19 protein-coding genes and 4 tRNA genes are annotated in these 20,814 nt (G+C 67.7%); 12 read left to right on the top strand and 11 right to left on the bottom strand.

The window, feature by feature from the left end; translation table 11 throughout:
- Positions 1–31 precede the first annotated feature (31 nt).
- From ACWEQQ_RS16545 to ACWEQQ_RS16555, 3 genes are all read right to left on the bottom strand, one after another.
- Positions 32–541 (bottom strand): DUF4395 domain-containing protein, encoded by a 510-nt coding sequence (locus ACWEQQ_RS16545; protein ID WP_452348781.1) that lies wholly within the window; start codon positions 539–541, stop codon positions 32–34.
- 255 nt (positions 542–796) lie between these two features.
- The gene (locus ACWEQQ_RS16550) at positions 797–1,255 is read right to left on the bottom strand and encodes a thioredoxin family protein (RefSeq protein WP_452348782.1); all 459 of its coding nucleotides are present in this window, start codon (positions 1,253–1,255) and stop codon (positions 797–799) included.
- Positions 1,252–2,127 (bottom strand): LmeA family phospholipid-binding protein, encoded by an 876-nt coding sequence (locus ACWEQQ_RS16555; protein ID WP_452348783.1) that lies wholly within the window; start codon positions 2,125–2,127, stop codon positions 1,252–1,254. The genes ACWEQQ_RS16550 and ACWEQQ_RS16555 overlap by 4 nt, the downstream gene beginning before the upstream one ends.
- Before the next feature lie 246 nt (positions 2,128–2,373).
- Here ACWEQQ_RS16555 and ACWEQQ_RS16560 point away from each other — a divergent pair, with 246 nt between their 5' ends.
- The 7 genes from ACWEQQ_RS16560 to ACWEQQ_RS16590 all read left to right on the top strand — a co-directional run bounded on the left by ACWEQQ_RS16560 (position 2,374) and on the right by ACWEQQ_RS16590 (position 10,087).
- Positions 2,374–3,129 carry a winged helix-turn-helix transcriptional regulator gene (locus ACWEQQ_RS16560; protein ID WP_040854884.1) on the top strand — a complete coding sequence of 252 codons (756 nt, stop codon included), beginning with the start codon at positions 2,374–2,376 and terminating at the stop codon, positions 3,127–3,129.
- Positions 3,129–4,025 carry a mycothiol synthase gene (gene mshD / locus ACWEQQ_RS16565; protein WP_452348784.1) on the top strand — a complete coding sequence of 299 codons (897 nt, stop codon included), beginning with the start codon at positions 3,129–3,131 and terminating at the stop codon, positions 4,023–4,025. The genes ACWEQQ_RS16560 and mshD overlap by 1 nt, the downstream gene beginning before the upstream one ends.
- Before the next feature lie 230 nt (positions 4,026–4,255).
- On the top strand, positions 4,256–5,374 hold the full coding sequence (pstS, locus tag ACWEQQ_RS16570) for a phosphate ABC transporter substrate-binding protein PstS (protein WP_452338190.1): 1,119 nt from the start codon (positions 4,256–4,258) through the stop codon (positions 5,372–5,374).
- A gap of 114 nt (positions 5,375–5,488) precedes the next feature.
- Entirely contained in the window at positions 5,489–6,460 is a 972-nt protein-coding gene (pstC, locus tag ACWEQQ_RS16575; RefSeq protein ID WP_364606018.1) for a phosphate ABC transporter permease subunit PstC, read from the top strand.
- Positions 6,457–7,356 (top strand): phosphate ABC transporter permease PstA, encoded by a 900-nt coding sequence (pstA, locus tag ACWEQQ_RS16580; RefSeq protein ID WP_452338189.1) that lies wholly within the window; start codon positions 6,457–6,459, stop codon positions 7,354–7,356. Before pstC ends, pstA begins: the two co-directional genes overlap by 4 nt.
- 12 nt (positions 7,357–7,368) lie before the next feature.
- Positions 7,369–8,145, top strand: coding sequence for a phosphate ABC transporter ATP-binding protein PstB (pstB, locus tag ACWEQQ_RS16585; RefSeq protein ID WP_040854892.1), 777 nt, complete (start codon positions 7,369–7,371; stop codon positions 8,143–8,145).
- 325 nt (positions 8,146–8,470) lie between these two features.
- Positions 8,471–10,087, top strand: coding sequence for an MFS transporter (locus tag ACWEQQ_RS16590; RefSeq protein WP_452348785.1), 1,617 nt, complete (start codon positions 8,471–8,473; stop codon positions 10,085–10,087).
- Positions 10,088–10,142: 55 nt separating this feature from the next.
- Here the strand turns inward: ACWEQQ_RS16590 and phoU are convergent, their stop codons facing one another.
- The 8 genes from phoU to ACWEQQ_RS16630 form a co-directional block, all read right to left on the bottom strand.
- The gene (phoU, locus tag ACWEQQ_RS16595; RefSeq protein ID WP_354830957.1) at positions 10,143–10,814 is read right to left on the bottom strand and encodes a phosphate signaling complex protein PhoU; all 672 of its coding nucleotides are present in this window, start codon (positions 10,812–10,814) and stop codon (positions 10,143–10,145) included.
- A gap of 110 nt (positions 10,815–10,924) precedes the next feature.
- On the bottom strand, positions 10,925–13,078 hold the full coding sequence (locus tag ACWEQQ_RS16600) for an LCP family protein (protein ID WP_452348786.1): 2,154 nt from the start codon (positions 13,076–13,078) through the stop codon (positions 10,925–10,927).
- Positions 13,079–13,300: 222 nt separating this feature from the next.
- Positions 13,301–14,449, bottom strand: a complete 1,149-nt coding sequence (gene dusB / locus ACWEQQ_RS16605) for a tRNA dihydrouridine synthase DusB (protein WP_379435788.1) — start codon at positions 14,447–14,449, stop codon at positions 13,301–13,303.
- Between the two features lie 72 nt (positions 14,450–14,521).
- Positions 14,522–15,343, bottom strand: coding sequence for a hypothetical protein (locus ACWEQQ_RS16610; protein WP_452348787.1), 822 nt, complete (start codon positions 15,341–15,343; stop codon positions 14,522–14,524).
- Positions 15,344–15,347: 4 nt separating this feature from the next.
- A complete protein-coding gene (locus tag ACWEQQ_RS16615; RefSeq protein ID WP_452348788.1) occupies positions 15,348–16,121 on the bottom strand; it encodes an alpha/beta fold hydrolase in 774 nt (257 codons plus the stop codon).
- Positions 16,122–16,274: 153 nt separating this feature from the next.
- Positions 16,275–17,261 carry an acyl-ACP desaturase gene (locus tag ACWEQQ_RS16620; protein ID WP_452348789.1) on the bottom strand — a complete coding sequence of 329 codons (987 nt, stop codon included), beginning with the start codon at positions 17,259–17,261 and terminating at the stop codon, positions 16,275–16,277.
- Positions 17,262–17,471: 210 nt separating this feature from the next.
- A complete protein-coding gene (locus ACWEQQ_RS16625; protein WP_452338183.1) occupies positions 17,472–18,053 on the bottom strand; it encodes a DUF937 domain-containing protein in 582 nt (193 codons plus the stop codon).
- A gap of 135 nt (positions 18,054–18,188) precedes the next feature.
- A tRNA-Lys gene (locus tag ACWEQQ_RS16630) sits at positions 18,189–18,261 on the bottom strand.
- A 1,119-nt stretch (positions 18,262–19,380) separates the two neighbouring features.
- On the opposite strand from ACWEQQ_RS16630, the gene ACWEQQ_RS16635 reads away from it, so the two are divergent.
- The 5 genes from ACWEQQ_RS16635 (at position 19,381) to ACWEQQ_RS16655 (ending at position 20,727) form a co-directional block, all read left to right on the top strand.
- Complete coding sequence (locus tag ACWEQQ_RS16635) at positions 19,381–20,046, top strand: TetR/AcrR family transcriptional regulator (RefSeq protein ID WP_354830940.1); 666 nt, start codon at positions 19,381–19,383, stop codon at positions 20,044–20,046.
- A 92-nt stretch (positions 20,047–20,138) separates the two neighbouring features.
- Positions 20,139–20,211 (top strand) — tRNA-Glu (locus ACWEQQ_RS16640).
- Positions 20,212–20,246: 35 nt separating this feature from the next.
- Positions 20,247–20,320 (top strand) — tRNA-Asp (locus tag ACWEQQ_RS16645).
- A gap of 57 nt (positions 20,321–20,377) precedes the next feature.
- A tRNA-Phe gene (locus ACWEQQ_RS16650) sits at positions 20,378–20,451 on the top strand.
- A gap of 105 nt (positions 20,452–20,556) precedes the next feature.
- Positions 20,557–20,727: a hypothetical protein gene (locus ACWEQQ_RS16655; protein ID WP_354830937.1), complete on the top strand. Its 171-nt coding sequence runs from the start codon at positions 20,557–20,559 to the stop codon at positions 20,725–20,727.
- The last annotated feature ends 87 nt before the right edge of the window (positions 20,728–20,814 follow it).

Here is a 20,814-nt window from a genome sequence, read left to right on the forward strand (position 1 = left end):
TTCGTGTGGTTGAGGGATGGACGGTCGGGGGTCAGACAGAGGAGTTCACGGAGCTGGTCGAGGTCGGGACGGCGCTGCCCGGGGCCGAGCGGAACCGCGCGACCAGCGGATAGATCTTGCAGCCCAGGCAGATTCCGAAGGCCGCGTTGAGGAAGGCCGCGAACAGCGCGAATCCGGTGAAGATCGCGCCCGCCACGGGGCTGCCGGCCGCGAAGCCCAGCACGCCCAGCACCGCGAAGGCCAGGCCGACCAGCTGCGCGAACCGCAGCGGCGCAACGGGTTCCAGCTCGGTCGGCGCACCGTTGCGCGGGGCGACCACGGCGGCGTAGACCCGGCCGTACGGGCTCCGGCGCGGACCGTGGGCCGCACCCAGGCCGAACACGATGGCCTGCAGCGCCAGCAGCACGGTGGCGGCGGGAACCGACACGGCGGCGAGGATCAGAACGAGGGCGAGCACCGCGGTGGTGACCCAGGCGGCGAAGCGGGGGCCGCGAACATCCACCTGCCCTGCGGGTGATGTGCTCGGATGAGGGTTCGACATGGGAGTACTCCTGCGCTGAAGGTGTATTGGCCAGATCGCCGGAGGATCGAAACGATCTCTCGACAGCGGGACACATCCGGTCGGCGACAGAGGAATACGAAAGGCCGACCGGCTAGCGGCACAGGCAGCAACAACCACCGAGCCGGCACAGGTCTACCGTGCGGCGTCGGGTGAGCATCAGCTCGCGGTTGGATTGCACGAGAGGGAGTTTACCCAATTTTCGGGGGAAATTGGACCCGGGGTCCGTAATGCTGGTCACTCAGCGGAGCCGGCGACCGTTAAAGGGGCCAATGACGTGCGCAGATCCGCCGCCTTCGGAACGCCGGAGATACGGAAGCGTTCCAATCCTCGAGAATCCAATCCGAAAGTGGTGGGCAGCGAGAGCACGTTCAGCTCGCGCGCCAGCTCCGGATATGCGTCGATGTCGACCTCGAGATCCAGCGGCGGCAGCTCGGCCGACTCCAGCTCGCCGACCACCGACGCGACCACCCGGCGCACCGCCGCGCACGGGCCGCACCAGTCGGCCGAGAAGTGCAGCACGGTGGGCCGACCCGGGATCACGCCGGCCGCGGCCAGCAGTGCGGTCCGATTCGATTCGGGCTCAGGCGGATTCGCCGCGGCGGCGGCGCGCACGCGACCCTCGTTGCGGCGCACCAGGATTCCCACGCCGGTCGCCAGGGCCAGCATGACCACCAGGATCTCGATCGCGATCATTGTTTCTGCAGCCTGTCCAGGTCGACGATCGCATTGCGGCCGGCGCCCTCCACTACGATCTGCCCGCCGCTGGCCTGGACCCGGGTCGGGACGATGCCGAACGGCATGTTCTTGGTGTCGAGGGTACGGGTGAAGCGGGCCAGCACCGCGGGCCGGTCCTGCTCGGGGATGACGATCCGGTCCTGGTCGGGTAGCACCGAATCGGTGTCGGCCTGCAGATCCCGGCCCGAGATGGCGGTGGCGGTGATCCGCACCTCGTCGCCCACCAGCCGCAGATCGGCCAGCACGTGCACCTTCTTCTTCATCAGCTTCTCGCCGCCGTCGCCGCGCGGATCGGTGACCGCGACGGTGTCGGCGTCCGGGCCGACCGGCACGGTGCCCTCCAGGATGATGGTGCCCCCATTGGTCGTGGGGACACTGCCCGAACCGCCGGAGCCGTCGGACTTGTCGGCGGGCGGGCCGAAGACCTGCAGGTCCGGAATCTTGAACAGCCGGCCCAGCTCGGTCGGCTCGATGCGCATGCGGGCCTGCACCTCGTCCACCGGGACCTGGCCCACATTGCCGTCGATGAGATTGCGCATCGACAGGTGCACGCCCGTCAGATTGGCCTCGACCGTGATCCGGCCGGGAATGTCCGGGCGCATTGCGCGGGCGCGGACGTCGATGTTTCCGTACTGGCCGTCCAGCGCCTGGGCGACGAACGGGTGCCGCAGCGACTCGTGGATGGTGATCTCCGGATCGGCGCTCAGGTCCGAACCGGTCCGCAGCAGTCGCGAGACGCGGTACTCGGAATACGCCGCTACCCCGAAATCGAGTAGGACGGCCAGCCCTGCCAGGCAGAGCAGTCCGATGAGCAGCCTCCGGAAACGCATAGCTGCACCCTAGTAGGGAGGTGTGTCGTTACCACCCGCCGACGTCCGACTCGGGCCGGTCGCGGCCTGGTGAATGACAGGTGAATCGGAACCGGACCGGACCGAATGGTTGCGACGGCTGCCCGGAATACGAGGGTGTCGGCCGAGACACGCTAATGTAGGCAGCGATTACCTGTGATGACCTGCATGAGGTAGTGGCGGACAGTGCGGTAGCCACACACATGCCAGATGGGATGGAGGGCCCCCATGGAGCTGCTCCTGCTGACCTCCGACCCCAACCCCGAGTCGGTGTTGCCGTCGCTGGCGTTGCTGCCGCACCACGTGCGACCCGCGCCGACCGAGGTGGCATCGCTGCTCGAGGCGGGTTCCGCCGATGTGGCGCTGGTCGATGCCCGCACCGATCTGGCCGCCGCGCGCGGACTGTGCCGTTTGCTGGGCAGCACCGGATCGTCGGTGCCGGTGGTGGCCGTGCTGACCGAGGGCGGTCTGGTCGCGGTGAACGCGGACTGGGGACTCGACGACATCCTGCTGCCCGGCACCGGGCCCGCCGAACTCGACGCCCGGCTGCGCCTGCTGGTGGCCCGCAACGGCGGGGTCGCCAGCCCGGAGAACACCGGCAAGATCACCCTCGGCGAGCTGGTGATCGACGAGGGCACCTACACCGCCCGGCTGCGCGGCCGCCCGCTCGACCTGACCTACAAGGAGTTCGAACTCCTCAAATACCTGGCGCAGCACGCCGGCCGGGTGTTCACCCGTGCCCAGCTGCTGCAGGAGGTCTGGGGCTACGACTTCTTCGGCGGCACCCGCACCGTGGACGTGCACGTGCGACGCCTGCGCGCCAAGCTGGGCAGTGAATACGAGTCGCTGATCGGCACGGTCCGCAATGTCGGCTACAAGGCGGTGCGCCCGGCGCGCACGGCCGGCAAGGGCGACGCGGTCACCTTCCCCGACTCCGACGGTACCGACGACTCCGAATTGACCACGGCGAACGGCGCTCTCTGATGACCTCCTGGACCGACCGCCTGCCGGCCGAGACCGCCGCGCAGGTGCGGGCGGTCCTGGAGCGCGCCACCGCGGCCGACGGTGTGGCACCGGTATCCGAACAAGCGGTGCTCTCGCTCGGAAATGATTCGCCCGCACGACATCTGGTGGACATCCGGGACGGCGCGGTCGCCGGGTACGCGAATCTGGTTCCGGCCCATGACGAGCATCCGGCCATGGCGGAGGTCGCCGTGGATCCGGCGGCCCGCGGGAACGGGATCGGCGCAGGTCTGGTGGCCGCCGCACTGGCCGCGGGCGGGCCGGGTGCGCGGGTCTGGGCGCACGGTGACCTGCCGCCCGCGCGGGCCGTGGCGGCCCGGTTGGGCTTGTCCGTTTCGCGTGAATTGTGGCAAATGCGAAGAGAATTCGCTAATTCGGAGCTACCGGAATTGGCGGTGCCCGACGGACTCGAACTGCGCACCTACGCAGGGCCTTCCGACGATGCCGAACTACTGCGTGTGAACAGCGCGGCCTTCTCCTGGCATCCCGAACAGGGCGGCTGGACCGAGCGCGATATCGACGCCCGCCGCGCCGAATCCTGGTTCGATCCCAAGGGCCTGTTCATCGCCGTGGATCCGGCGCGGCCGGACCGTGTTCTCGGATTCCACTGGACCAAGGTGCATTCCGACGAGACCCCGCCGATCGGTGAGGTCTACGTGGTCGGCATCGACCCCGATGCGCAGGGGCGCGGCCTCGGCCGGCTGCTGACCCTGGCGGGTCTGCACTATCTGCGGGACCGCGGTCTCGGCGCGGTGCTGCTCTACACCGAGGGCGACAACACCGCGGCCGTCCACACCTACACCCGGCTCGGTTTCACCCGATTCCACATCGACGTCGCTTACTCGAGCGGGTCCTGAAATCCCTTCGGCAACAGTGCGGCTAATGTCACATCCGGTGTGCCACAAAGAGGGTGGGTTGTTCATCTCTCGTTCACCTGTGCTGGTCCAACTGTCAACCACGTGCCCTTACGTTGCAAGTGGGCCGCAGACCGCTGCCCGGTGCGCTAGTTCGCAGCGAACAGCCGCCAGATCGCGCCCGTCCGACCGTTGAGGGGTTGGACGTGCAATCGTGATTCCCGGAGGAATAGGTGAATCTCAAGCGCAGCAGCGCCCTGCTCGGTGTGTTGGCCGCGGCCGGTGCCCTGACTCTGTCCGCGTGTGGCAGTGACAACAACAGCACCGCCAACGGCGCCGCCAAGATCGACGTCGCGTGTGGCGGGAAGACCTCGCTGAAGGCCAGCGGCTCGACCGCCCAGAAGAACGCGATGGACCGCTTCGTCGCCGCCTACCAGGCGAACTGCAGCGGTGCCAAGCTGGACTACACCGGCTCGGGCTCCGGCGCCGGCGTGAACGAATTCATCGGCAACCAGACCGATTTCGCCGGTTCGGACTCGCCGCTGGACAGCGCCAAGGGTGAGACCGACAAGGCCGCCGCCCGCTGCGGCAGCCCGGCCTGGAACCTGCCGGCCGTCTTCGGCCCGATCGCCGTCGCCTACAACATCCCCGGCATGGACGACCTGGTCCTGGACCCGCCGACCCTCGCCAAGATCTTCTCCGGTGACATCACCACCTGGAACGACCCGCAGATCAAGGCCCTGAACACCAACAAGGCCGACAAGCTGCCGTCGGACAAGATCGGCGTGATCTTCCGCTCCGACGAGTCGGGCACCACCGACAACTTCCAGAAGTACCTGACCGCCGCCGGTGGCTACACCAAGGGCGCGGGCAAGGCGTTCAACGGTGGCGTCGGTGAGGGCGCCAAGGGTTCGGACGGCACCTCGGGCGCGGTCGCGAACACCAAGTTCACCATCACCTACACCGAGTGGTCCTTCGCCAAGGCGCAGAAGCTGTCCACCGTGCGCGTGCTGACCACCGCCACCTCCAACGACCCGAAGCCGGTCGAGCTGACCGCCGAGTCCGCGGGCAAGGCCGTCGACGCCGCCAAGGTCAAGGGTGAGGGCAACGACCTGGTGCTGGACAACAGCTCGATCTACAAGCCCACCACCGCGGGCGCGTACCCGATCATGCTGGCCACCTACGAGATCGTCTGCTCGAAGTACAGCGACGCCGACACCGCCAAGGCCGTCAAGGCGTTCCTGACCTCGGCGGTCGGCAACGGCCAGACCGGTCTCGCCGACGCCGGCTACGTGCCGCTGCCGGACGCGTTCAAGACCAAGCTGACGACCGCGATCAACGCCATTCAGTGATCGCCTGATCGAAAAACCACGATGACCGTGCACGACGAAGCTGCATCCTCGGGTCTGTCCGTTTCGACCGACCCGAGGGATGACCGTGCCCAACTGCCGGGGGATACTGCGCTGATGCCGACCGAACCCAGCACCAAACCGGCCGCGGGGCGCGGCGCACCCACGAAGTTCGGCGCGGAGTTCGCGTTCCGCTCGGCGGCCACGGCCGCCGGCGGGATCATCGTCGCCGCCATCGCCCTGATCGCACTGTTCCTGCTGATCCGGGCGTGGCCTTCGATCATGGCGAACAAGGCGAACTTCTTCACCACCACCGAGTTCAACGTCAAGGACGAGAACAACCTGCGCTTCGGCATCAAGGACCTGTTCATGGTCACGGTGCTGAGCTCGGTGTTCGCGCTGGCGATCGCCGTGCCGATCGGTGTGGGCATCGCGCTGTTCCTGACGCAGTATTCGCCGAAGGCGCTCGCACGGCCGTTCTCGATCATCGTGGATCTGCTGGCGGCCGTGCCGTCGATCGTGTTCGGTCTCTGGGGTCTCCTGGTCGTGGCCCCCAAGCTGGGGCCCTTCCAGGACTTCCTGAACCGGAATCTGAACTGGTTGTTCCTGTTCTCCGACGGCAATGTCAGCATCGCCGGTGGCGGCACCATCTTCACCGCCGGTGTGGTGCTGGCGGTGATGATCCTGCCGATCATCACCTCCGTCAGCCGTGAGGTCTTCGGCCTCACCCCGCGCTCGCAGATCGAGGCGGCGCAGGCGCTGGGCGCCACCAAATGGGAAGTGGTGCGCCTGACCGTGCTGCCGTTCGGCCGCTCGGGCGTGATCGCCGGTTCCATGCTCGGCCTGGGTCGCGCGCTCGGTGAGACCATCGCGGTCCTGATCGTGCTGCGCACCTCGACCAAGGCCGGCCACTGGTCGCTGTTCGACGGCGGCTACACCTTCGCCTCCAAGATCGCCTCGGCCGCTTCGGAATTCAGCTCGAAGCTGCCGACCGGCGCCTACATCGCCGCCGGTTTCGTGTTGTTCGCTCTGACGTTCGTCGTCAACGCACTGGCTCGGCTGGCGGCCGGCGGGAAGGTCAACGGATGACCACCACACTCGACAAGCCGATCAAGGCGCCGACCTTCCGGCATGTCAGCGTCGCCCGCCGGCTCAAGAACAATGTCGCCACCGGCCTGGTCTGGCTGTGCTTCGGCCTGGCCCTGGTGCCGCTGCTCTGGGTGCTGTACGTGGTGTTCCAGAAGGGCGCGAAGGCCGTCGCCAATATCGACTGGTGGACCAAGTCGCAGAACGGTGTGCTGCCCGATCAGCACGCCGGCGGTGTCTACCACGCCATCTACGGCACCATCGTGCAGTCGGGCATCGCCGCGATCATCGCGGTGCCGCTCGGCATCATGGCCGCCGTCTTCCTGGTCGAGTACGGCCGGGGCTGGCTGGCCAAGACCACCACCTTCATGGTGGACATCCTGGCCGGTGTGCCCTCGATCGTGGCCGCGCTGTTCATCTTCGCGCTGTGGATCGCCACCTTCGGCAACCCGCAGAGCGCCTTCGCGGTGTCGCTGGCCCTGGTGCTGCTCATGCTGCCGGTGGTGGTGCGCAGCACCGAGGAGATGCTCAAGCTGGTTCCGGACGAATTGCGGGAAGCCTCTTACGCTCTCGGCATTCCGAAGTGGAAAACCATTGTGCGGATCGTGATTCCGACCGCCGCGCCGGGCATGATCTCGGGCATGCTGCTGGCCGTCGCCCGCGTCATGGGTGAGACCGCGCCGGTGCTGGTGCTGGTCGGTTACTCGAAGGCCATCAACTTCGATGTCTTCAACGGCAATATGGCCTCGCTTCCGCTGCTGATGTACCAGGAGCTGTCGAATCCGGAGCCCGCCGGCCGCGAGCGCATCTGGGGTGCGGCGCTGACCCTGATCCTGATCATCGCGCTGCTGTACCTCGCCGCCGCGGCGGTCAACAAGCTGCTGACGCGGAACCGATAGAAGGAAAGACTGATGGCCAAGCGAATTGACGTCAAAGACCTCAATATCTACTACGGCAAGTTCCATGCGGTCGCCAATGTCGGGCTGACGGTGCTGCCGCGCAGCGTGACCGCGTTCATCGGTCCGTCCGGTTGTGGCAAGTCGACCGTGCTGCGCGCGCTCAACCGCATGCACGAGGTGACCCCGGAGGCCCGCGTCGAGGGCGCGGTGCTGCTCGACGGCGAGGACATCTACGGCGCCCAGGTCGATCCGGTCGGCGTGCGCCGCACCATCGGCATGGTGTTCCAGCGGCCGAACCCGTTCCCCACCATGTCGATTCGCGACAATGTGGTGGCGGGCCTGAAGCTGCAGGGCATTCGCAACAAGTCCCAGCTGGACGAGGTGGCCGAGCAGTCGCTGCGCGGCGCGAACCTCTGGAACGAGGTCAAGGACCGCCTCGACAAGCCGGGCGGCGGCCTGTCCGGTGGTCAGCAGCAGCGTCTGTGCATCGCCCGCGCCATCGCGGTGTCGCCGGACGTGCTGCTCATGGACGAGCCGTGTTCGGCGCTGGACCCCATCTCCACGCTCGCGATCGAGGATCTGATCACCGAGCTGAAGAAGGAGTTCACCATCGTCATCGTCACCCACAACATGCAGCAGGCCGCGCGTGTGAGTGACCAGACCGCGTTCTTCAATCTGGAGGCGCAGGGCAAGCCGGGCAAGCTCATCGAGATCGACGAGACGGAGAAGATCTTCTCCAACCCGTCGCAGAAGCAGACCGAGGACTACATCTCGGGTCGCTTCGGCTAGAAAACAGACTCGCCCGCCTCTCCGTGCCTTCAGCGCACGGCTGAGAGCCGTGGGCGGTCGTGTACGCGTGCCGCCGGTTGGTCGCCGAACCAATTCAGGGGGTACCCGGGGAGTTACCCCGGTCGGCATGAAATCAGTTGTCACGAACCATTCGGCGTCAGGAAGCGGTCCGGCTCTTGCAGGCTGGGCCGCTTCTTCTTTTGTCGTGGCTCAGGCCGGAACGTGTCGTAGGTCATATCTCCTGAGCGTGCCATTGTGTGCAACTGTCGGTAACAGTTAGCCTGACCCCGTTGGTAAACCGATCGGTTTAGTAAGGAGGTGTCGGATGACCGTCTCAACGGCGAGCCCGGGATCCGGACAGGCCGCGGCGGAACTGCCGCAGCGGGCCAAGGTGGCGGCCCTGATTGCCATCTGTCTCGCGGAATTGCTGGTGGTCCTGGACAACACGCTGGTCAATGTGGCCCTGCCGTCCATGGCCGTGCAGCTGCAGGCCGACATGAGCGGCCTGCAATGGATCGTGGACGCGTTCACCCTGGCCTTCTCCGGCCTGCTGCTCGCCATGGGGCACCTCGGCGACCGGTTCGGGCGACGGCTGTTCATGATCATCGGACTCGGCGGCGTCGCGGTCATGTCCGCGGCCGGCGCACTCTCCTCCGGCCTCGGACAGGTCATCGCGGCGCGCGCCGGCATGGGCGTGTTCGCGGCCGTGGTCTTCCCGGCCACGCTGGCGCTCATCACCAATATCTTCACCGCGGCCCGCGAACGCGCCGCCGCCATCGCGCTGTGGACGGCCATGGCCGGTATCGCCGTCGCCATCGGCCCAACCGTGGGCGGCTGGCTGCTCGAGTACTTCTCCTGGCACTCGGTGTTCTGGATCAATGTCCCCGTGGCGCTGATGGGTATCGGGGCGGTGCTGGCCACCGTGCCGGAATCCCGTGCCGACCAGGTGGATCGGCTCGACCGGATCGGCATCCTGCTGTCCCTGGCCGGGGTGACCGCGCTGGTGTGGTCCATCATCGAGGCCCCCAAGCACGGCTGGTTCGCGACCGAAAGCCTTGCGGGCTACCTGCTTTCGATCGCCCTGCTGGCCGCGTTCGTGGGCTGGGAGCTGCGGGTGCCCGCACCGGTACTGAACATGCGGCTGTTCCGCAATCGCCGCTTCGCGCTGCCGTCGCTGGCCATCACGGTGTCCTACTTCTCGGCGTTCGGCTTCCTGTTCCTGATCACCCAGTACTTCCAGGGCGTGAAGGAGCTCTCGCCGCTCGAATTCGGCATCCACTCACTGCCTTTCGCGGTGGCGGTGGGCTTCGGCGCGCCCATCGCGACCATGCTGGCGCAGCGGGTGGGCACCACGGCCATGCTGGTGTCCGGGCTGCTGATCCTGGCGGTGGCCATGTACATCGCGGGCCGGACCACCGTCGAAACCCCTTATCTGGGACCGGTTGTGGTGTCCATGATCCTGATGGGCCTGGGCTTCGCGGTGGTGCAGGGGCCGGCGACCGAATCGATCATGGGCGCGGTGCCGCTCGAGGAGGCGGGGGCGGGCTCGGCGGTCAACGACACCACGCGTGAGGTGGGCGGCGCGCTCGGGGTGGCCCTGCTGGGCTCGATCATGACCTCGGTCTACGCCGGGAAGATCGGCGGCCGGATCGACGCGATTCCCGCGCAGATCATGAACGCGCAGCAGAAGGAACTGGCGGGCAATACGCCCATCAGCATCATCGGGATCGTGAAGGCGCCGGTGAATCCGCTACTGGCGCAGGCGAAGGCGGATCTGATCCACGCCATGAAGGTCGCGGCCATGCAGGGCGCCGAGGCCGCGTCCTATGTCGCGGTCGGCACCCTGGTGGTGTGTGCGGTCATCGTGGCCGCGACGCTCCCGTGGCGCCCCGAACGGGGTCGATCGATCCTGATGGGCTGGCGCGAGTCCGGCGAGGACTGACCCGCACCGAATCGAGGGAGTTCCGGGTCGCCCCGGAACTCTCTCGCTCGTCGTCCTAGATGCTTTCCTTCTCGGAATCCGGGTCGGGCGGCAGCACGCCGGTGACCAGGAACACCACGCGACGCCCGATTTCGACGGCGTGGTCGGCGAAGCGCTCGTAGTAGCGGCCCAGCAGCGCCACGTCCACGGCCGCCGCCACGCCGAACTGCCAGTCGCGGTCCATGATCAGCGTGAACAGGTGCTTGCGCAGGTCGTCCATCGCCTCGTCGTCGTCGGTGAGCTTGGCGGCCCGCTCGGGATCGCGGGACTCCAGCACCTCCTTGGCGGTGGCGCCCATCTTGACCGCGACCCGGCCCATCTCGGCGAAGTAGCTGTTGACGGCCTCCGGCACGGCGTGCGCCGGGAAGCGCCGCCGGGTCATCTTGGCCACGTGCAGCGCCAGCACGCCCATCCGGTTCACATCGGCGACGATCTGAATGGCGCTGACCACCTGCCGCAGATCACCGGCGACGGGGGCCTGCAGGGCCAGCAGCGCGAAGGCCTTCTCCTCGGCCAGCTGGATCATCTCGGCGATGCGGTCGTATTCGGTGATCACCTGCTCCGCGAGCTCGAGATCGGCGGTGAGCAGGGACTGGGTGGCCCGCTCCATCGCCGATCCGGCGAGCCCGGCCATGCCGCCGAGCAGATCGGCGAGCTCGGCCATTTGTTCGTTGTAGATGACACGCATGATTCAAGACATTAGTGCCGACCGCTGACCAAGTCACCAACTGCGGGTTAACCGTCGGTGCCGGTCGGTTCCAGCGCCGATGCCGCAGTTCCGGCCAGCGGGACGCGCGGTCACTTACACAGGTCGTCGGCGGCGTTGACGTGCTCGAGATCAGACGGAAGTGTGACCGGAGCCGCACTGGGGCCGCCGGAGTCGCTCGGTGTGTCGGGCAGCGGCTGCCCGAAGGCGGTGGGCGCCTTCACGGTGCCGGTGAAATCGGAACCGGCGACCACTTCGACAATGCTGCCCAGCCCGCCCGCCGGTTCCAGGATGGCGCCCGGAATGGCGCTGGCCACCGTCCCTGCCTCGGCCTCGTGGCCGCTGGAATAGCGGACCTTGGTCCTGGGTGAGGTGCCGTCGGCGTAGTTGCCGGTGCTGTAGATCTGGAAGCCCTGCGCGGCCAGCTTGGTCGCCGTGGTGCTCGCGATGCCCGCCTGGCCCGAGCCGTTGGACACCTGCACCGAGAAGGTGCTCGGATCCACCGCAGCCAGCTTGGGCTTGGCCACGGGCGCGGCGCTGGCGCTGGGCGGCGGGTCGGTCTGCTTCTCGCCGGGCAGCGGCTGGTCGTCGATGATGGCGCGGAAGATGGCCTTGATATCCGATTCGCGCGGGATCTCGTTGCCGTAGGAGGTGGTGCCCGCGGTGGGGACGGTCAGGAAGGTGATGGCCCCGGCCTGCATCTTCTGCATCGAACGGCCCAGTGTCAGCAGGTCTTTGGTGGTGACGTTGTCCATGAAGGAGTGCTTGGCGAAGGCATCGATGAAGCCGTTGAGCTTGCCCGGATCGAAGAGCACCTTGCTCGACAGCGCACTGCGCAGCAGCGAGGACAGGAACCGCTGCTGCCGGTTGATGCGGTCGTAGTCGCTGCGTTCCTCGCCGTACACGTGCCGGGCGCGCACGTAGTCCAGTGCGGTGGAGCCGTTCACGACCTGCTTGCCCGGCGTGGTGAGCACGGTGCCGAGGATCTCGTCGACGAGCGGCTTGGTGGTGCACACCTCGACGCCGCCGACCACGTTGACCATGGATTCGAAGCCGGAGAAGTCGATGCCGACGAAGTGGTTGATCTTCAGGCCGGACAGTTTGGTGATCACCTTGGTCAGGCACTTGGGCCCGCCGAGGGCGTAGGTGGCATTGAGCTTGTCGCCGTCGGCGGCGGGGAACTTCTCGCTGCTGTAGGCGGCCTTGTCGTTGTCCCAGCCCTCGCAGACCGGGCGGGAAACGTCCAGGTCGCGGGGAAAGGAGACGGCGACCACGCGGGACCGGTTGGCCGGGATGTTGACCAGCATGACGGTGTCGGAGCGTGCGCCCTCGGCGTCGTCCACGCTGCCCGCGCCGAGGCTGCCGTTGGCGCCGGCGCGGGTGTCGGTGCCGACAATGAGGAAATTCTCGTCACCGGTCTGGCCGTCGGCGTCGACGATGTCGGGTGAGTTGTCGTCGAGTGCGGAAACCTGCTGGAAATTGTTGTCCTTGGCGCGCAGGTAGCTCCAGCCGGTGCCGGTCACGATGAGCGCGATGACGGCGACGAGGGCGAGCGTGGCGCGGCCGGCCAGCTGCAGCCGCCGGTTGCGGCGGCGGCGCGTGCTCGAAACCCATTTGGCCGGTGCGGGTCCCACGGCTGCCGGGAGCGCGGTGGTCGGATAGTCGGCGGGCGACTTGACCTTTCGCGCGAGCAGCGCCCGGGCGCGGGCGGCCGCGCCGGGTGCGGCCGGTGGCGGCGCGGTATCGGTGACCGGGGGTAGTTCCACGGTGACCGGATCCGCGGTCGGGTCGGCCGGGCGCGCGCCGCGATTGCCGGGTGCGTTCGCGACCCGGCGTAGGTGGCTGGTGTCGCGCACAGTGCGCTGGGACCCGGTGCTCACCGCGGGCTGCGCGCCGGTCGAGGCCGCCGGCTGTGATCCGGTGGCGGGCACGGGAGCCGGTGGGGCTGCCGGTTGCGGCGGCACGGGTGCCGAGCCGTTCGGCCCGGGGGTTTCGCGGCTCGCCTCGGCTTCGGGTTCGTTCGGAGTCTCCGGTTCGGCGCGGCGCCGGCGCCGGGTCTGGCGTTCGCTGTCCACGCGCTCGACCAGGTCCTGGACCGAAATGGGTGCGGCGGCAGCGGGTTCGGCGTCGTCGGTGTGCCGGGAGCGGCGGCCGGTGCCCGCCGGATCGTCCCCGTCCGCGGGGTAGCGCTCCCAGGGGGCGCGACCTCCGGGTCGTGGCGTACGCCCGTACCGATCGTCACCCACCAACGAACCTCACTTTGCTCTTGATGCCGAGGGCCATGATAACGATTTCGCCACGACGAACCACTCGAACGTATGTCCACCGCAGGTGGGGCCGTTTTCTCCGCTTTGTCGGGTATGTCGCACACCCGGGTGGGCACGCTTCGCAAAGTGTGACAGGGAGTCACCGCAACGCCCGGGAGCTGCGCCGGGTGGTGATCGGATCGAACTCGAAACAGGGAGCGATCAGCCGCCGCTGTGCATGACGTCGGCCGCGGTGGGCACGGTCGCGTCCTCGGGATCGTCGAGCCAGCCGTCGGGCAGGGCCACCTTGGTCTGCGGGGAACCCTGGCGCCCGCGCGGGCCGAGCGCGTCGGCCGGGAACGGCACGTCCGGCTCCAGCTGCCCGACCAGATCCGCGATCTGCGCCAGGCTGGTCACGGTGGCGAACTGCCGGCGCAGCGCCGACCCCACCGGGAAGCCCATCAGGTACCAGGCCATGTGCTTGCGGATATCGCGCATGGCCTTGTCCTCGCCGTCGTGCTCGACGAGCAGCGCGGCGTGCCGGTAGAGGATCTCGCCGACCTTGCCGAGGGTGGGGCCCTCCGGAATCGGCTCGCCGCGCAGGGCGGCGCTCAGCTCCGCGAACAGCCAGGGCCGGCCCAGGCAGCCGCGGCCCACGACCACGCCGTCGCAGCCGGTCTCGGCCATCATGCGCAGGGCGTCGTCGGCGGTGAAGATATCGCCGTTGCCCAGCACCGGGATGCTGGTCACGGTCTCCTTGAGCCGGGCGATGGCGGACCAGTCCGCCTGCCCGGAGTACAGCTGCGCGGCCGTGCGGGCGTGCAGCGAAACCGCCGCGGCGCCTTCGGCTTCGGCGATGCGGCCGGTGTCGAGGTAGGTGTGGTGCTCGTCGTCGATGCCGATGCGGAACTTGAAGGTGACCGGCACATCGCCTGCGGCCGCGACCATTTCGCGCACGATCTCGCGGAACAGCCGCCGCTTGTAGGGCAGCGCCGACCCGCCGCCGAGGCGGGTGACCTTGCGCACCGGGCAGCCCAGGTTCATGTCGATGTGGTCGGCCCAGCCTTCGCCGACGACGATGCGCACCGCCTCGCCCAGGGTCTTGGGGTCGACGCCGTAGAGCTGCATGGACCGCGGCGACTCGTCCGGCCCGAAGGCCATCATGTTCAGCGTCTTCTCGTTGCGCTCCACGATGGCGCGGGCGGTGATCATCTCGCACACGTACAGCGAAGTGGCGCTGCCGAATTCGCGGCACAGGGTGCGGAAGGCGACATTGGTGATGCCCGCCATCGGGGCCAGCACGACCGGCGGATCGAGCGGGTAGGGCCCGATCCGCAGCTCGGTCTTGGGGGCTTCGAGCGAGGCAGTCACGTCGTCCAGTCTCTCATCCGTGCGCTCGCGGCCAGAGCCGCGTACCGCCTGCAGTGCCCCCGGTCACACGGGTCACCACATGCGCAGGCCGCGGCGGCGCACCACGGCGACCGCGAGCATCGTGCCGACCAGCCACACCGTGAGCCCGACCCCGAGGTGGATCGCACTGCGCAGATCGCCCGGCATCGCGCGGCCCAGGTGGTAGCCGAGGATGGCGCGCTGTTCGCCGTCGATCGGCGCGACGAAGTAGTAGAGCCCGTACGGCAGGACCAGGTGGGTCAGCCAGGGCAGCGTGCTGCGCCAGTCCCGGCGCGCCGCCCAGCGCTGCCCGAGCGCGCGGGGCGGCACCGCGAGCAGCGCCGACACGACATTGCCCACCCCGAGCCAGGCCAGGATCGGCAGCGCCACATCGGCGACCGAAACCCCGGCACGCTGCATCGGATGCGCGCTGGTCTTGGCGGTGAGCACGGCCGTGGCCAGCAGCGTCGGCAGTCCCACGATGATCAGCAGCGCGAGGTTCTTGACCACCAGGATGCGCTGCACCGGCACCCCGGCCGCCAGGCTCAGCCGGGTCCGGTCGGCGTCCACGCCGAGCACATTCGTGGTGGTGACGTCGGCGAGCACGAAGGTCGCGAAGTAGACGCCGACCAGCACCACCCAGCCGTGCTTGTGCAGGGTGAGCGGCGAGATCAGCAGAAAGAGCCCGGACAGCACCACATTCGCGCCGACCCCCTCGAGCCACAGCGCGGGCGGGGTGAACGACCAGCGCACCTCGCCCGCGACCTGCCGCCACAGCGGCCGTCCGGGCTCGATCGGGCTGGGGGCGGGATGCCGGCGCTCGGTATGGAACTGGGTGAGCGCGCGTTCCCGCACGGCCAGCAGGGTGCCGCGCATCGGTTCAGTCCAACGAGTCGACAAAGTCACCTATCCGGGCGGCCACGGGGCCGGGCAGCCGTCGTGGCAGATGGTGGCCACCCCCACTGATCAGATCGATTCGGGCACAAGGCAACTGCTCGCACAGTGCGTGGGAGGTGGAGATCGGCACGACCTTATCGGCGGGGTCGGCGAGGATCAAGGCCGGCACGCGGATGTCCGCGAGCCGCGCCGTCCACCGGTCCAGCGTGTCGAACATTTCCCGCTGTTCGGTCAGGAAACTGCGCCACACCGGACCGTGCCGGTGGTGCACGCCGGCGAGCAGCGCGAGCGCGGTCCCGGCGGCGGTCCCGGCCGGGCTGTGCTCGAGGCCCTTGCGCGCCAGCCACGGCAGCACCGACCACGCGGTCAGTGCGAGTGCGGTGCCGGCGTACGGTGCGGCGAGCAGTTCGTCCCAGGCGGTCAGGCAGCCCGGCCCCACGCTGGAGACCAGTACCAATCCGCGCACCCGGTGCGGCGCGAGCGTCGCGGCCGCCAGCGCGACCGCCCCACCGTACGAATGTCCGGCCAGGACGGCACTGTCGATGCCCTCGTGGTCGAGCCGGTCGAGCAGCCAGCGGGCATTGTCCTCGATGGATCCCGCCGGTTCCGGATTGTCACCGTATCCGGGGCGGTCCAAGGCCAGCGCGGTGAGCGATCCGGGCAGCCGGGCGGTCACCGCGTCCCAGTCGGACCGATCGCCCGGTTGCCCGTGCAGCAGCACCACATTCGCCGTGCGGACCCGGGTGTCGAGGCTCATGCAGTCATGATCGGGCCCGCGGGCCCGGATCGGCTGCGGAATCCCGGTGAGCTTGCTGTGAGTCGCGCGCAGGGCGCGAAACGGCCCCTCCGGATCGAAATCCGGAGGGGCCGTGGCTTATTCGCTCGAGGGTCCGGGCCGCAGCCGCAGTCGCTAGCTGCCGGTGGCGGCCAGCTCCTTCTCGCGCTTGGCGGCCTCACGGGCCAGCATGCGGTCGCGCTGCTCCTCGAACTTCACGACGTCCTTGCCCAGCCTCTCGAGGAAGGTGCCCAGGCGCTCCCGGATCTCCTCGCCGCGCGCGGTGAAGTCGTCGCGCTCGAAGATCCGCCACTTCTTGAGCACCGGGTTCACCACCTCTTCGAGGTGCTGGCGCAGGTCGTAGATGCCGTGCTTGGCCATCAGCACGCCGTTGCGGCGGAAGTTGGGCATACCGGCGCCGGGCATCTGGAAGTTCTCCAGGATGAGGGTGATGGCCTCGAGGGTCTGGTCGGGCGACAGGTCGAGGGCAGCACCGCACATGTTGCGGTAGAAGATCATGTGCAGGTTCTCGTCGGCGGCGATGCGCTGCAGCATGCGGTCGGCGATCGGGTCGTCGCAGACGCGGCCGGTGTTGCGGTGCGAGACGCGGGTGGCCAGCTCCTGGAAGGTCACGTACGCGACCGAGTAGAGGAATCCGGCATTGTTCGACAGCTGCTCGAGTTCCTCGGTGGGCGAGGCGAACCCGTTGGTCATGTGGATCATGCGGGCCTGCTCGAGGGCGACCGGGTCGACGCCGCGGGTCACGACCAGGTAGTCGCGCATGACGATGCCGTGCCGGTTCTCCTCGGCGGTCCAGCGACCGACCCAGGTGCCCCAGGCCCCGTCCTGCGAGAAGTTCTCGGCGATCTCACGGTGGTAGGACGGCAGATTGTCCTCGGTGAGCAGGTTGGTGATCATGGCCGCCTTGGCGACCTCGCTCAGTTTCGACTGTTCCGGATCCCAGTCGACACCACCCATGGCGGCGAAGTTTCGACCTTCGTCCCACGGCACGTAGTCGTGCGGGTGCCATTCCTTGGCCAGGGAGAGGTGGCGATTGACGTTCTCCTCGGCAACCGGCTCCAACTCCGTCAGCAGCTCGAGTTGAGTCAGATCCTTTGCCATACGTGTGCCCTTCGTGTCGTGCGTCGTGCTGTCGTACCCTCGCCGGCCTGCCGCCGCGCCCATACCTTACGTGACCGTAGGGTGATGTGAAACTCACATGTGCGCCATTGCGGCGTAGGTGAGAGATGTCATATGACAAGCGGCCCGCAGCGACGGGTGTATCGCCGTGGGCCGTGGTTCGTTAGCCGCGCATCCGGTCGAGATGCCCGATTACTTCTTACCCAGTAGCCCGCCCAGCACCTTGCCGAGCACGCTGCCCGCGTTCTGGCCGACCGCCTTGCCGAGTATGTCGCCCAGACCGCCGCCACTGTTTCCACCGGTGGCGCCGCCGAGCAGACTGCCGAGCAGATCACCGATCCCGCCGGACTGGCCGGCCGTGCCGTCGCCCCCGCCCAGGGCCTTCTTGCCGAGGTAGGCCAGCACGATCGGCGCGAGCATGGGGAGCAGCTTGCTCATCAGGTCCTGGCTGATGTTGTTGCCGCCGACATTACCGAGAGCGCTGATCACCGTGTTCTTGTCGGCGCCGAAGGTCTGATCGACGATCTGGCTGCCGTTGGCGATGTCCACCTGGCTCATGTCGACACCGCCGTCGAGCAGGCCGTGCGGCTGGCCGGCGACTTCGTTCTCCAGATTCAGTCCGACCTCGGGGTTGCCGGCCTGTGCCTGGAAGCCGCCGAGTAGCACGGGGACGGCCGCATCGATCGCCGTCTTCGCGGTCGCCTCGTCGACGCCGAGCCGCTCGGCGATCTGGGCGACCGGGACATGGGAGAGCAGGTCATCGAAGGAAGTCATGAACTCCGCCTGTGGTGATGGTTCCCGGGAAAAGCTCTGCTCCGGCCACGGTAGGTGAAGTCCGGACGGATTGCTACAGATTCGCGGATGTGGCGAGGGGCCCGGAGGTATCGTTCCGGGCCCCTCGCATGGGAGTGCCCCCACCAGGGCTCGAACCTGGGACCTGCGGATTAAAAGTCCGTAGCTCTACCAACTGAGCTATAGGGGCGTGCGGGAGGTCAGTTTAATGGGCCGACCCCATAAGTGTTAAACGAGTATCCGATTGCGCTCTGGCAGACGATATTTGCGCAGGTCACGATGCGCCGTCGGGGTCCGGGCCGGTGCGGCGCGGGGGCGCGGCGGGGGACCGCGGGGATCGGTCGCGTCCGGGTGGGGGAATGACGCCGTGTGCCGTTGGGGTGACGGGCCGTGCCGATCGGCGGGGCTCGGGGAGCCGAGGCGGTCGGTTGGGGGGACGATGTGGCCCTGTGAGGGTGCGGACCGGTCGGTGCGGCACCGCGAGAAGGTGGACCCGGGGGTGGGCCGGGGTCGGCGCGGAGTGTGGGCGGGGTGGGGTGGCGGTGTGGTTTCGCCGTGTCCATTGCCCGATGGGTTCCGGACGGCCCGGTAAGCGGGCGCTGATTGCCGGTGCCGAGGGGTCCGGCAATCGCCTTGCCACTCAGTTTGTTTCGTTGCGCTGGAGTGTGAATATCATCCAATGGTGATGTGTGGCAAGCTATTTGGAGCGGGGGGTGGAAACCGGTCGGAGTCGGCGCGGGCGTGGGGGCGGCGGCTCGGCGGCGATGCGGTGTCGGTGTGGACAGCGCGCGCGGCGGCGATCGGCCGGCTGAACATCGGTGGGATATGGGCGAATTCGTCGATTCGAACCAATCATCCATACGATTGCTGGGGAATTGCGGCATTCGATAGGGGGTGTGCTGGCTAACTGACTTTCCGGTACACCTCACGCTGGGTGCGCTTTCCGGGTACGGTGACCGACTGGTGAATTCCCGAGGAACCGGGATTGCCCCGGCGGCACGGGATTCGGCTTATCGTTGATGTGCCCGAACGTGTCGCGACCGGTCTGGCCGATCGCGGCTCCAATACGATGAAGCTGCGGGGAGGCGGACCAGGACAACGTGAACGCCCGGGTGCGCACCCCCTGTGGTGCACCCGGGCGGGAAAAACTATACCTGTTGGTGTGTTTCAAGTTTTTCGCGCTTTTTCGTACCAAAAGTTTGGTAATTCCGGGCGAAGCCCGTTTTGAAGTATTTGAAAGACACGTAACTTTGCGTCGAGGCCGCGCGGCGGTCGGCGACGGTTAGCTAGCTTCGGAGGCGTTTCGAGCATGGCACGGCAGCAAGAGCGGGCCCGCCGGACACGCGCGGCGATCATCAGGTCCGCCGCCGTTGAGTTCGGGAAGAGCGGCTATGCCGCTGCTTCGCTCAACCGCATATTGGAAGGTTCCCGGGCGACCAAGGGGGCCATGTACTTTCACTTCGACTCCAAGGAGGACCTGGCTCGTGCGGTGCTGGAGGCGGCGGTCGACCGCTACCGGGCATCGACCGAAAGGTGGCTCGCCAGAACTGATCTCGGTCCGCTGGATGTGCTGCACGGCATGATCGACGAGATCGCGCTGCGGCTGGAGAACGACATCATCATCCAGGCGGAGTTCCGGCTCATCATCGAGCCGGAGTTCTATCGCGACATCCAGGCCGGCGGCGGCCGCATCCTCGGGCGCGCCATCCGGCAGCTCGCGGTGAAAGCGACCGAGCACAAACAACTGCGCCCGGATTCGGATCCGGACCGGTTCACCCGCACCCTGGCGGCGGCGCTGGCGGGCCAGCGCTATATCTCCGATGTGCTGGCGGGCCCGGTGGATCTGCGGGCCCGGTTCGCCGAGGCGCTCGAGGTGATCGTGGAAGCCACCGCGACACCGGAGTGGACCGAGGAGTTCCGCCGCACCGGCTGGCGGGTGTCCGCCCGGCTCGAAGATCTCAACTTGGGACTCTGACCAGCTGATTTGGGAATCACGCGGAGCCTGTCATAAGCTATCTCCGCTCCCAACGGAAGCCGTTGAGCAAACGGTCCGGAGAGATCCGGCGGGCCCCCTTCGTCTAGCGGCCTAGGACGCCGCCCTTTCAAGGCGGTAGCGCGGGTTCGAATCCCGTAGGGGGTACAACGATGGCAACATCGTTGTAGGAGCAAGAGCAAGGCCCTGTGGCGCAGTTGGTTAGCGCGCCGCCCTGTCACGGCGGAGGTCGCGGGTTCGAGTCCCGTCAGGGTCGCAAGACTCCTTGCATGGCAAGAAGTGGTACAGCGTGGCATTCGAATCGGGTGCCTACGGCCAGGTAGCTCAGTTGGTACGAGCGTCCGCCTGAAAAGCGGAAGGTCGCCGGTTCGATCCCGGCCTTGGCCACCGGATCTGGAAGACCCCGTCCCGCGGACGGGGTCTTTCCGCATTCCCGGGTTCTCCGCGTGTTTTTCGACCTGTGGGTCTGATCTTGGTGCAATGCTGGACCGCATGGCTGAGGACAACCAGTGGTATTACTGCATCTCCCATCAGAAGGCGGAGCAGGGGAAGACCTGCTGGGTCGGCGATCGGATCGGGCCCTATCCGGATAAGGCGACAGCGGAGCGGGCGTTGGATATTGTGCGGGAACGAAATCGGCGCGCGGACCAAGAGGACGACTGACGCCGGAGTGACGGGGGTGACGCGCTGTTCGGTGCGCTCACGAGGCACTCAGGTTGACCAGGTACGGTTTCGTAGCCAGAAAACGAC

The sequence above is a fragment of the Nocardia sp. NPDC004123 genome (assembly GCF_053603795.1).